Consider the following 12,209-nt stretch of genomic DNA (forward strand, 5'->3'; position numbering starts at 1 on the left):
GTTATCTGACCTGATCCAGCCTATCGGCAGCGGCCCGACCGGCCCAGCGACCCGTGGCAAGACAGGCCGTCAAAAGATAGCCCCCGGTTGGCGCTTCCCAATCCAGCATCTCACCTGCGCAGAATACACCCGGAATGGTTTTCAGCATCAACCCGTCATCCAACGCGGATCGTTTCACGCCGCCTGCCGTCGAAACGGCCTCATCCATCGGTCGCAGCCCCGCGTGCAGGATTGGCAGTTTCTTGAGAACCTCCACTTCGCCGGGCAGCGGCAACTGACTGCGTTTTGCCATCTCGTGAAACACGGCAATCTTCTGCGGTGACAGGTTCAACGATTTTCTCATCCATTGCGAAAACGTGGTTTTCGACTTTCTGGACGACCATCTCGCCCGCAAGGATTGCAGGTCCAGATCAGGTGCCAGATCGACATAAAGTGGCTGCCCATTGCGCAAAGCAGGGGTGAGGGTGTAAAGCCCGCCTCCCTCCAGCCCGGTTGCCGAGATTGCGGCCTCGCCGCGGCTATCCTGGTCACCGGCCATCCACCGAACCGATTTCAGCGCCGCCCCGAAATGTGGCTGCATATGAGGGCTCCAGTCCACCGACAGGGCTGAATTCGCAGGTTCGAACCGTGCCAGTTCCACGCCCCTGCTGGACAAGATTTGCGCCCACTGACCATCCGACCCAAGGCGGGCCCAGCTTGCCCCGCCCAGTGCCAGAACGGTTACAGAAGCAATCAGGTTTTGCGGCCCGTCCGGGGTCTCAAATACCAGCGCATCAGCTTCCCAACCTTTCCATCGCCAACGGGTTTTGATCTCAACCCCGGCTGCGTCCAGTCGCGCAAGCCATGCGCGCAACAAGGGCGACGCCTTCATGGTCTCGGGAAAAACCCGCCCGGTGGAGCCCGTGAATAATGTCTGGCCCAATCCACGCGCCCAGTGCTGCACGGCTTGCGCATCAAAGGCGGTGATCATCGGGCGCAACCAGTCCGCCGCATTGGCATACGACCGCATCAGTGTCTCAGGCGGTTCGTCCTTTGTCAGGTTCAGCCCCGATTTACCTGCCATCAGAAGTTTGCGCGCAACCGAAGGCTTGGCTTCGGCAACCAATACCGAATGCCCGGCCTCAGCCAGTTGCTCGGCCGCCATCAACCCTGCGGGGCCTGCTCCGATCACCACTGCCTGCACCATTCGCACCCTCTTGCCTTCGCCATCCATCGGCGCAAGTTTCAAACCATTATGACGAACAACGATCCGATCTGCCCGCTCTGCGACCGCCCAATCCCCAGCAGGGGTGGCAGCCTGCATCATCTGATCCCAAAACTCAAAGGAGGCAAGGGCGGACCCACCGTTCTTCTGCACCAGATTTGCCACAAAGAGGTCCATGCCACCCTGACCGAGGCCGAACTGGCGCGCAGTTACAACACGGTCGCAGCCTTGCGCGCGCATCCCAGGCTTGAGAAATTCCTGATCTGGGTGCGTAAACGCCCACCCGGATTTCGGTCGAAAGTTCCGGGCAAGCGACGCAACAGGTGATCAGCCCGGCAGGACCGGATCGCCAAAGGCGTCTTTCAAAGGTGCGGCCAACCCCTCGACTTCTATTCCCCGGTAATCCGGTACGGGCGCAAACTGCGCACCCGCAAGATGCTGGAATTCCAATGTCGTATACGGCCGCTTCCACAACCATTCGCGATTCTCGATGGCCCACAAATCGGGGTTTGGAGGGGTTTCGTCGGTAAAGGCGTAAAAATGCAGATCAAAGCCATGTGGGGCCACCTCCTGCATTGACAGCAAGGACATGCCTTGCGCGCGCCAAAACGCGCCCTCACCCGCAATATCACCGGTCCGAAGGGTTATCTGACCGATCCGGGCCTGCGCAAACGGAGCATCTGGATATGCCACCTGCGCCAGTTTGTTACCTTCGAAATCATGCTGCAGCAATTCGATGACAAACCCTTCGGGATCAGCCAGATGGCACATATACCCGATATCCAGAAACTGGCTCGGCGTGCTTACCGCAGTACCCAGCGCGCGCAGATGCGCTGCCGCAAGATCGACATCAGGGACGGTTATTCCGATCTTCCAATATCTTTGGCCCCGGTCATGGGTGTATCCGCCACCACCCGGCAACAGCAGAAGGTCCGCATCTTCCGAGTTGTAGCCGACGCGGTAACCTGACCCCTGCCGGTCAACCCGCATACCCAGAACGTCGCGATAGAATAGGGCCAGTCCTTCCGGGTCAGCGACCCGCAACCGAACGGCCGAAATCCTCATGAACACATCCTTGCGATATCCCTGGCGACAACGGGGTCAGCGTTCACGCTATCTGTCACAAGCTCACGCGCGGTTTGCATCAGGTGATCGGGTTCGACAATCCGATCAACCAGACCGAAGTCATACGCCTCTTGCGCGGTAATCTTCTGACCTGCCATCAGGATCAACTTGGTTCTGGCCGGACCCACCAATGCCGCCAGCCGTTTCGGATCGGACGGCTGCGGCAAGAACCCCAGCTTCATCACCGGATAGAAAAACTTGGCTGTTGGCACCGCAATGCGAAGGTCGCAGGCCAAAGCCATGCCATTGGCCCCGCCAGCCAAAGTTCCGTTCAACGCGGCAATGGTCAGACAGGGCAATGCGGCGATGGCACCGGACAGTCTTTCCCAGACGTCAGAGGTGGCCAGACCGGCGCGCGCCTCGTCCAGATCGGCCCCCGCGCTGAACACTTTGCCCGCGCCCGTCAGGATCAGCGCCCGCGCGCTGGTTGCGGCCTCGGCGATCCCGACCAGTTCATTCAGCATCGCTCCGGTCAGGGCGTTTGCCTTTTCGGGATTGTTGATCGTAACGACCCACAGGCCATCCTCTTTCGTCAGGTCAATCATATCAACCCGACCCTTTTTCGGATGTCTTCCAGACGCAGCGAGATTTCCGTTCCCAAATACTCATCCGCGTCCTTGGAACACATCCACAACAAGGCACGCGCTGGCCAGTCTGCGGGAATATGCGCGTCCCAGTCCAGTTGACTGACCGGATTGATGCCGCTTGCCTTGATGGACCGCTGCATATCCGTGGCAACCGTCCCCGGCGACAGCCCCATGGCGCGAATACCGTGTTGGGCTTCTTCCAGGTGCAGGCATTCCGTCAGCATTTTTGCCCCGGCCTTTGACGCGCAATAATGGCTCCACGCCTCAACCGGGTTGGACGCCGCGCCGGACGAGACGGTCAGAATGCTTCCGCCCCCGGCGGCCCGCATCACCGGCAATGCCGCACGCATCCCGTAGAAAACACCTTTGAGGTTGATGTCGATGGCTTTGCTCCAGGCCTCAGGATCGGCGTTGGTAAGATGAAAGATCGGATCAATCACACCGGCATTGCCAATCAGAACATCCAGCCCACCGAACCGATCCACACATGTGGCCACAGCCTGCTCGACCTGCGCGAAATCGCTGACATCGCAGGCCAGCGCGATTGCCTGATCACCCAGTTCAGCGGCCAAGGCATCAATCTGATCTCGGCTGCGGGCCACTAATGCGACATTGGCCCCGGCTGCGGCAAAAACGCGCCCCGCTTCGGCCCCGATGCCACGGCTGGCCCCGGTTATCAGAACTGTTTTCCCCTGCATTCGCCTCTCCTCACGCATTGTTATCGATCCCGGCAACAGCCGTAACGCGGAAACGGGGAAATGGTCCAGCCCTTGCCCCCTTGACGATAGGTGCCACAACCCCGACCATGCGCCGCAAATTGATCAAGAAGGGTTACCTTATGTCCGTTTTCTTCCACCGCAGCTGCGGTGCTGTTCTGGCTTACGCCGTTGCGACCCAGGGCGCGTTCGCCGACCTTACTGCAAATGATGTCTGGTCCGACTGGCAAAGCTATTTCACTTCAATGGGCTACACCGTTACAGGTGACGAAAGCATCACCGGTGACGTCACCACTATTTCGAACATGACACTTTCTTTGACCTTTCCGGAAGAAGACGGGCAGTTCCAGATGGTCATGCCTGAAATGACGCTGACCGAAAATGGTGACGGAACCGTTACCATCGGACTGCCCGAAAGCTTTCCCATGGATGTCACGGGAACAGCCGACGATGAAGAGTTTGCAGCCAAAGTGATTTATTCGCACAGCCAGCTGAACATGGTCGTTTCGGGTACACCCGAAGACATGACTTATGACTACACCGCTGACAAACTGGGCATTGCGCTGGATTCGATTGAAGTCGATGGCGAACCGCTGCCGAACGAGGTTTTCAGCATCGCGGTCGAGGCAGGTGATCTGGCCGGTCGGTCGCGGATGCAAATCGGCGAACACCGAAGCATCACCCAGACATTCAACAGCGATACACTGACCTATGACCTGAACTTTCAGGATCCGGAAAACGGTGAAAGCGGGCTGATCAATGGCCAACTGGGCCAACTGGCCTTTGAAGGCGAAAACGTGATCCCGCTGGATTTTGACATGTCTGATCCGCAGGCGTTTTACCAAGCGGGTTTCGCCTTTGATGGCACGTTTACCTATGCATCCGGCAGCACCGATCTGAGCGGGACCAGCGAAGGCCAGGCGTTCTCGATGAACAGCACCTCGGAAGGTGGACGCTTTGCCGCCAGCATCGACGCCGAGCGTATCGCCTATGACATCGCGCAGAACAGCACCAAACTGGCGGTTACAACAGCAGACCTGCCATTCCCGATCGAGTTGTCCATGGCCAGCGCAGGGTTGAATTTCGAATTCCCGATCCAGCAATCGGACGAAATACAGCCCTTTGCATTTGGCCTCAACATGACCGATTTCACCATGTCTGATGTCCTGTGGGGCATTTTTGACCCGGCAGGCGCGCTGCCCCGCGATCCGGCGACAATTGCGCTGGACACGACCGGCACGGCAAAAGTTCTGATGAACATCTTCGATCCAGAAATCGACGTCGAGTCGGACGAAGCTCCGGGTGAGCTGCATTCGCTGAAAATCAGCCAGCTTCTGGTTTCGTTGGTTGGTGCCAAACTGACAGGTGATGGCGGTTTCGCCTTCGACAATTCGAACACAGAAGAGTTTGGGGGAATGCCCAGCCCAAGCGGCGTGGCGAACCTGAAACTTGTTGGCGCCAATCAGCTGATCGATACGCTGATCGGCATGGGCCTCATTTCGGATGACGATGCGCTGGGCGCGCGGATGATGATGGGTCTGATGGCGGTCCCCGGCGATGAGCCTGACACCCTGAACTCGACCATCGAATTCACCGAAGACGGCCAGATTTTGGCGAATGGCCAGCGTATCAAGTGATACCTATCTGAAAGGGCCGCGCAGTGCGGCCCTTTCCATTCCTGGGAACCTTGTGCAAAACTTGGTAGCGGCATGGATTAATCACGATCCACACAGCCCAATCCGGTCATAGGTCTTGCGGGGCGGGCAGTGCGAGGCTAGGTCCTTGGCAATCAACCCGGAGACCTCATGACCCGCACGCCAGAAGAAATCAGCCAACAATTGCTCGATGTCGCTCGCCGGGCAGGCGCAGAGGCAGCAGATGCCATCGTTCTCGAAGGGTCCTCGGTCTCGGTCGATGTGCGGGGCGGCGCACTGGAACATGCGGAACGCTCTGAAGGCGCCGATCTGGGTTTGCGCGTGTTTCTGGGTAAACACTCAGCCATTGTGTCCAGCTCTGACAGCCGCCCGGAAACCCTTGCGGCGATGGCCGAACGCGCCGTGGCCATGGCAAAAGAGGCGCCCGAGGACCCCTATTCCGGGCTGGCGGACAAAAGCCAACTGGCCAGTGACTGGGATATTCAGTCACTGGAATTGCTGGACACTGCCCCGGCCCCGTCCGCGGAAAGCCTGATGCAGGATGCGCTGGCCGCCGAGGCCGCAGCACTGGCGGTAAAAGGCGTCACGCAGGTGTCGGATGCTGCTGCAAGCTACGGAACGCACCGGGTGCATCTGGCGGCTACAAACGGGTTTTCCGGTGGGTATGAGCGCAGCAGCCGATCCATCTCATGCGTTGCGATCTCGGGTGAAGGCACCGGGATGGAGCGCGACTATGACGGTGACAGCCGGACGTTTCAATCCGACCTGCGCGACGCGGCTGAGATTGGGCGCACCGCTGGGGAACGCGCTGTGCAACAGGTTGGAGCGCGCAAACCGGCGACCGGCAGTTTCCCGGTGTTGTTTGATGAACGTATCTCGTCTTCGCTGATCGGGCATCTGCTGGCCGCCAGCAATGGGGCCGCTATTGCGCGGGGCGCGTCTTGGCTCAAGGATTGTCTTGGGCAGGATGTTCTGCCCGCGCATCTGTCGCTGATCGAAGATCCGCACCGCCCGCGCATCTCAGGCTCGCGCCCATTTGATGCTGAAGGCTTGCCGACGCAGCGCCGGGTGATTGTGGAAAACGGTGTCCTGACGGGGTGGACGCTGGATCTGTCGAGTGGCCGCAAGCTGGGCATGGGCTCCACGGGCAACGCTGCGCGCGGTGTGTCCGGCCCACCCTCGCCCAGCAACTGGAACCTGAGCCTGACGCAAGGGGCCCGCAGTCGCGAAGATCTGCTGCGCGATATGGACACCGGTTTGCTGGTCACTTCCATGATCGGATCGACGATCAACCCCAATACAGGCGACTATTCCCGTGGTGCATCAGGGTTTTGGGTCGAAAACGGTGTGATCACGCATCCTGTCAACGAATGCACCATCGCAGGTAATCTGCGTGATATGTTGCGGCGGATCATTCCCGCCAATGACGCGCGCCCATATTTGTCGCGCGTGGTCCCGTCGCTGTTGATTGAAGGAATGACACTTGCCGGCAACTGATCTGCCCCTTCTGATTGAGGCCGCGATTGAGGCCGGCAAGATCGCTACACGCTATTCCGGAACGCAAGCACAGCGTTGGGACAAACCTGGTGGCGCCGGTCCGGTGACCGAGGCCGATCTGGCCGTCAACGCGATGCTGGAAGAAAAGCTGTGCGCTGCGCGGCCGGGCTATGGCTGGCTCAGCGAGGAATCCGAGGATTCGCCCGAGCGGTTGAACCGCAGCAACGCCTTTATCGTCGATCCGATTGACGGCACCCGCAGCTTTACCGAAGGCGCGCGCACCTGGGCGCATTCGCTGGCTGTTGCCGTGGATGGCATTGTGACTGCCGCTGTAATCTACCTGCCGATGCGCGACTTGCTTTATGCTGCGGCGCAGGGTCAGGGCGCCACTCTCAACGGGCAAATGATCACGACATCAAAAACGCCTGAGCTATTGCAATCTCAGGTTCTGGCCGCCAAACCAAATCTGGACACACAGCACTGGCGCAATCAGAATGTTCCAGCCTTCCACCGCGCATATCGACCCTCGCTTGCCTATCGCATGGCGCTGGTCGCGCAGGGGCGGTTCGATGCCATGCTGACCCTTCGCCCCAGCTGGGAATGGGATATTGCCGCTGGCGATCTGATCATCCGAGAGGCAGGCGGCGTCTGTTCAGACCGTTTGGGTCAACCGCTGATATTCAACAATGCCCACCCCAGGCTGAATGGCGTAATCGCCGCCAGCACCGCGATCCACGCGCAACTGTGGGCTCAGCTGGACCCGATCGGGCCCGGAATCGGCGCATGAGCAAACCGCGCTCATTAAGCCTTGCCGCTTATCGGGTGCTGTCCTGGAGAATGCGGAATGGCGTTGGTGTAAAAACCGACCTGCCACGCCCCGAAGGCGAGGTCGTGTGGATGCACGTCGCCACGCCAGACCGCCTGCGGGCGGTGAGTGATTTTTGCCGCCGGTTGCTTCAGTCCCGATCCGAGCTGCACTTTCTACTGACCGCCCCGCCGGACGCGGATCTGTCTGCCTGGCCAGAATGCAGTTTTCCCCTGATCAACCTGCCTCAGGAACAGAGCGGGGCCGCGCGTGACTTTATCGAATACTGGCGCCCAGGTATCGGGATTTGGGTCGGTGGTGATCTCATGCCCAACATCATAACCCGAGCTGATGAACAGGCCGTACCCTTGGTGTTGTTCGACGCCCAATTTACCGTTGCACTGTCCCGGAACGCGCGCTGGCTGCCAGACATAACCAGAGTGACCTTTAGCTGCTTTCGCAAGATACTGACTGCAAATTCTGAAACCGCCCGGCACATCCGGAGACTTGGCATCCCGTTTTCAACAGTCGAAGAATCGCCACCTTTGCGCATCAGCCCAAATCCAAGACCTTGGCCAGAAGACGAGCTGATCGAAACCAACCACACGCTGGCAGGGCGACCTGTTTGGCTGGCTGCCTGGGTGCAGGACAAAGAGTTCATTTCGGTTCTGACAGCACATCGTCAGGCATTGCGCCTGTTGCACCGGCTGGTTCTGGTACTTCACGTCGCCGACGTTCACGAGGCTGCCCCCCTAAAACGGCGGCTGGAGACGATGGATTTACGCTGTGTCAACTGGGACGATGGTGGCTTGATCGAAGACAGCACGCAGGTCGTTCTGACTGCCGACCCCGAAAATCTGGGGTTGTGGCACCGGGTGTCGGCAGTGACGTTCATGGCCAGTTCACTGGAACGCGGCGCAGGTGGTCAGGACCCGTCCGACGCAATCGCGCTGGGGTCCGCCATAATTTCTGGACCATTCGTGCATCGCCATCACGAGCTTTACGCCCACCTTCAACAGGCAGGGGCAGCCAATGAGGTCAAGTCAGCAACCGAGTTGGGCGATGCCGTCGTACAGCTTCTGGCACCAGACCGCGCCGCTGACATGGCTTTGGCTGGATGGCAGATAATCACCGAAGGTGCGCCGCAGGCAGACACCCTCATCGAAATGGTGCAGGATATTCTGGACCAGCGGAGCGCAGATCATGCGGGCACCTGATTTCTGGAACACTCCTCCGGACCAGCCGGATCTGAGGGCGCGGCTGCTGACCCCGCTGGGGCGCTTATATGCCGCAGCGACAGCCCGCAGGATTGCCTCGAAATCAGGGGAAAATCCCGGTGTGCCCGTGATCTGCATCGGCAATCTGAATGCAGGTGGAACCGGGAAAACGCCCACCGTCATCTGGACCATCGAACAACTGGGTAATGCCTGGCACAAACCGCATGTCGTGACGCGAGGACATGGCGGGTCACTGGAAGGCCCGGTGCAGGTCGATCCGGGCAGGCACACCGCCGCCGAGGTGGGGGACGAGCCGCTGTTGCTGGCGATGTTTGCCGAGGTCTGGGTTGCCAAGGATCGGGCGGCGGGCGCGCGTGCAGCGGCCGCAGCGGGGGCAACAGTGATCGTTCTGGATGATGGCTTTCAGAACCCTTCGGTCGCCAAGGATTTCTCGATTATCGTTGTGGACGCCCAGCGCGGATTTGGAAACGGCTTATGCCTGCCAGCCGGTCCATTGCGAGAGCCCGTCGATACCGGCCTGCAACGGGCCGATCTTGTACTGTCCTTGGGGGAAGAGGCGGCACAAAAGGTATTTGCCAACAACTGGAAAGGCCGGTTGACCGTTCCTCATGTCACCGGGGCAGTCGAACCCCTGCAAACCGGTATGGATTGGTCGGAAACGCGTGCGTTGGCGTTTGCAGGCATCGGCTATCCCGAAAAGTTCTTCCAAACCCTGCGGCGGCTGGGTGTGGATCTGGTACGGGCCGAGGCGTTGGACGATCACCAGCCGTTGACACAAGCCCTGATGACCCGACTGGAAAACGAGGCGCGTTTGCTGGGCGCTCAGATGGTCACCACCGAAAAAGACGCCGTTCGCCTGCCCCCCGCTTTCCGAAGCAAGGTGATCACTTTGCCGGTTCGGCTTCAGATTTCAGACGCCGACAGGGTCAGGGACATGCTTTTGAAAGCCGCCCCTTCACCAAAGTAAACCAGGCTGGCCCCCGGCGGGGCCAGCTGGGGTCGAGTCAGCTGCCGAGCTCAGCTTCAATCAGCTTTTTGAAGTCCGCGTAGGACTGATTGTCGACTTTCTTGCCATTCACGATGAAGGACGGGGTCGCCTGAATTCCATCGCGTTCAGCGTTTTCCTGATACCATGCGGCCAATGTTCGCGCCTTGGTGCCATCCTGCAAACAGGCCTCAAGCTGGTCGCCATCAATACCTGCCAGACGACCGATCTTGCGCAGTTCATCGACGATCTCGGCCGGACCTCCTGCGCGCGTCCATTCTGCCTGACCTTCATAGATCAGATCGGTGATGCCAAAGAATTTCTCGGGACCGGCGCAGCGGGCCACCATCGACGCCCACAGTCCGTAGCGATCAAAATAGACCTCACGATAGGTGAACTTGACCTTACCAGTATCAATGAAATCCTTCTTGAGCTGTTTATACGCGCTCTTGTGGAAATTCGCGCAATGCGGGCAGGTGTAGGATGCGTATTCGATGATTTCGACAGGCGCGCCCTCGGCGCCCTGAACCATGTCAATGATGGTGGATGTATCCAGGTCCGCCTCTTGCGCCTCGGCGGCACTGACCAGCGGAAAACTTGTACTGGAATTTGACAGCGACACCCAATAGCCGCCAGCGGCCACGGCGACGGCCGCACAGATTACGGTTGCAATACGGCTCATTCTCAGCCCTTTCTCAGCGTTTCTGTTTGGATAAAACGTTGCGCCCAAGACGTTCAAGGGCCGCGCGCAAATCTTCATCATTTACACTGCGTGACACTTTGTCTGCCTCGGCAGCAATTTCAGGTGCAATCTCGGGTTTTGCTTGCTTCGGTTTATGGTCGAAACTGGCCTGCCCCTCGGCAAATCCGGTCGGAGCGGTCTGAGTAATGCGGACACGGCTGATGGCATTGTAACCGTAAACCGCGTTCACTTTACCACGCAGCTGTTCCTTCTGCATTTCCAGCATCGGGGCCTGCGGACCTGTGGTCAGAACGGTCAGAGTCGCGCCGAAACCACCTTTGCCATAGCCGACACTGACTGGGCGCGCGATGGCGGCGGTATCCTGACCCACGATCTCGGCCCAATGGGTCAACAGACGTGACACAGCAAAGCCCCGGCTTTCCCCGGCGCGCCTGATCTGGTCATTCAGCAAAGACGCGGTGCGCTTGAACCCGCGGGTTGACGAACGTCTGCGTTGCATCTGGTTTCCAACTCCTGCGCCGCTATTGTAATAGGCAGAACACCGGGTGCCAGCGAAACCTGACAGGGAGACGAATAAAACTTGCGTGATTCCTTTGAATTCACCGTCAGCGCTGCGCTTCTGGAGTGGTATGACCACAACGCTCGCGCCATGCCATGGCGCACAGGACCGGCAGAGCGCGCCGCCGGGGTGCGCCCTGACCCTTATCGGGTCTGGTTATCCGAAGTGATGTTGCAACAGACGACTGTAGCAGCGGTGCGGGATTACTTTCTGCGCTTCGTGACACGTTGGCCGACGGTTCAGGCGCTGGCCGCCGCGCCGGATGATCAGGTCATGGGGGAATGGGCCGGCCTTGGTTATTACGCGCGTGCGCGCAACCTCTTGAAGTGCGCCCGCGATGTGACGCGGGATCACAATGGTCAGTTCCCCGAAACTTATGGTGCGCTGCTGAAGTTACCCGGCATCGGCCCTTATACAGCTGCGGCAATCTCGGCCATCGCCTTCGATCAGCCTGAAACGGTTCTGGACGGCAATGTCGAACGCGTCATGGCCCGATTTTACGACATCCACGCGCCGCTGCCCGGCTCGAAACCCTTGCTGAAGGAAAAAGCCTCGGCGCTGACACCTTCTAATCGGCCCGGTGATTACGCTCAGGCGGTCATGGACTTGGGGGCCACAATTTGTACACCGAAATCCCCGGCATGTGGCATTTGCCCGCTGCGCGATCCATGCCAAGCGCGGCTTGCGGGAACACAGGCTGATCTTCCCCGAAAAACACCGAAAAAGCCCAAACCCACCCGTCACGGTCACGTTTACATCGCGCGCATGCCAGATGGGGCCTTGCTGCTCGAGCGCCGACCGGACAAGGGTCTGCTGGGCGGAATGCTGGGCTGGCCCGGATCGGAGTGGGCTGACGATCCGGTCGAGCACCCCCCGCTTGCGGCAGATTGGAAGATGGTGTCGGGCGAGGTGCGCCACACTTTTACGCATTTTCATCTGATTTTAAGAATCTGGACCGCAGAAACCACCGGTCAAGATGCTCCCGATCATCTAATCGCAGTGGGAAAGCACAGCTTCAAACCCAGCGACCTGCCCACGGTGATGCGCAAAGCCTATGATCTGTGGAAAGGACAATAAGACCGCTGTGCATTCCCTGGCCTCGCGGCTAGGCTGTCCCCATCTAGTAGGAGCACCA

The 12,209-nt window shown here is 59.3% G+C and carries 13 protein-coding genes; 7 read left to right on the forward strand and 6 right to left on the reverse strand.

Annotation, left to right across the window (positions count from 1 at the left end; genetic code table 11):
* Position 1: 1 nt before the first annotated feature.
* Positions 2-1,186: a TIGR03862 family flavoprotein gene (locus ACR0AD_RS17025; RefSeq protein WP_480488597.1), complete on the reverse strand. Its 1,185-nt coding sequence runs from the start codon at positions 1,184-1,186 to the stop codon at positions 2-4.
* Between the two features lie 48 nt (positions 1,187-1,234).
* On the opposite strand from ACR0AD_RS17025, the gene ACR0AD_RS17030 reads away from it, so the two are divergent.
* Positions 1,235-1,531: an HNH endonuclease gene (locus ACR0AD_RS17030; RefSeq protein ID WP_480488595.1), complete on the forward strand. Its 297-nt coding sequence runs from the start codon at positions 1,235-1,237 to the stop codon at positions 1,529-1,531.
* Here the strand turns inward: ACR0AD_RS17030 and ACR0AD_RS17035 are convergent, their stop codons facing one another.
* Genes ACR0AD_RS17035 through ACR0AD_RS17045 form a run of 3 tightly spaced genes read right to left on the reverse strand, consistent with a single transcriptional unit; the run spans position 1,532 to position 3,614 of the window.
* Positions 1,532-2,269, reverse strand: coding sequence for a VOC family protein (locus ACR0AD_RS17035; RefSeq protein ID WP_480488594.1), 738 nt, complete (start codon positions 2,267-2,269; stop codon positions 1,532-1,534).
* A complete protein-coding gene (locus ACR0AD_RS17040; protein WP_480488592.1) occupies positions 2,266-2,874 on the reverse strand; it encodes an enoyl-CoA hydratase/isomerase family protein in 609 nt (202 codons plus the stop codon). Before ACR0AD_RS17040 ends, ACR0AD_RS17035 begins: the two co-directional genes overlap by 4 nt.
* Positions 2,871-3,614, reverse strand: coding sequence for an SDR family oxidoreductase (locus ACR0AD_RS17045; protein ID WP_480488590.1), 744 nt, complete (start codon positions 3,612-3,614; stop codon positions 2,871-2,873). Before ACR0AD_RS17045 ends, ACR0AD_RS17040 begins: the two co-directional genes overlap by 4 nt.
* 140 nt (positions 3,615-3,754) lie before the next feature.
* Between ACR0AD_RS17045 and ACR0AD_RS17050 the strand changes: the two genes are divergently transcribed.
* The 5 genes from ACR0AD_RS17050 to lpxK all read left to right on the forward strand — a co-directional run bounded on the left by ACR0AD_RS17050 (position 3,755) and on the right by lpxK (position 9,794).
* Positions 3,755-5,269 (forward strand): DUF2125 domain-containing protein, encoded by a 1,515-nt coding sequence (locus ACR0AD_RS17050; RefSeq protein ID WP_480488588.1) that lies wholly within the window; start codon positions 3,755-3,757, stop codon positions 5,267-5,269.
* A 168-nt stretch (positions 5,270-5,437) separates the two neighbouring features.
* Positions 5,438-6,784 (forward strand): TldD/PmbA family protein, encoded by a 1,347-nt coding sequence (locus ACR0AD_RS17055; protein ID WP_480484121.1) that lies wholly within the window; start codon positions 5,438-5,440, stop codon positions 6,782-6,784.
* Complete coding sequence (locus ACR0AD_RS17060; protein WP_480488586.1) at positions 6,771-7,571, forward strand: inositol monophosphatase family protein; 801 nt, start codon at positions 6,771-6,773, stop codon at positions 7,569-7,571. Before ACR0AD_RS17055 ends, ACR0AD_RS17060 begins: the two co-directional genes overlap by 14 nt.
* Positions 7,568-8,806, forward strand: a complete 1,239-nt coding sequence (locus tag ACR0AD_RS17065; protein ID WP_480488584.1) for a 3-deoxy-D-manno-octulosonic acid transferase — start codon at positions 7,568-7,570, stop codon at positions 8,804-8,806. Before ACR0AD_RS17060 ends, ACR0AD_RS17065 begins: the two co-directional genes overlap by 4 nt.
* Entirely contained in the window at positions 8,793-9,794 is a 1,002-nt protein-coding gene (gene lpxK, locus ACR0AD_RS17070; RefSeq protein ID WP_480488582.1) for a tetraacyldisaccharide 4'-kinase, read from the forward strand. Before ACR0AD_RS17065 ends, lpxK begins: the two co-directional genes overlap by 14 nt.
* A 37-nt stretch (positions 9,795-9,831) precedes the next feature.
* On the opposite strand, the gene ACR0AD_RS17075 is transcribed toward lpxK, so the two are convergent.
* Entirely contained in the window at positions 9,832-10,494 is a 663-nt protein-coding gene (locus tag ACR0AD_RS17075; RefSeq protein WP_480488580.1) for a DsbA family protein, read from the reverse strand.
* Between the two features lie 13 nt (positions 10,495-10,507).
* The gene (locus ACR0AD_RS17080; protein WP_480484125.1) at positions 10,508-11,014 is read right to left on the reverse strand and encodes a DUF721 domain-containing protein; all 507 of its coding nucleotides are present in this window, start codon (positions 11,012-11,014) and stop codon (positions 10,508-10,510) included.
* Positions 11,015-11,095: 81 nt separating this feature from the next.
* Here ACR0AD_RS17080 and mutY point away from each other — a divergent pair, with 81 nt between their 5' ends.
* On the forward strand, positions 11,096-12,151 hold the full coding sequence (mutY, locus tag ACR0AD_RS17085; RefSeq protein ID WP_480488578.1) for an A/G-specific adenine glycosylase: 1,056 nt from the start codon (positions 11,096-11,098) through the stop codon (positions 12,149-12,151).
* Positions 12,152-12,209: the final 58 nt, after the last annotated feature.

Source organism: Ruegeria sp. BH8 (genome assembly GCF_056538065.1).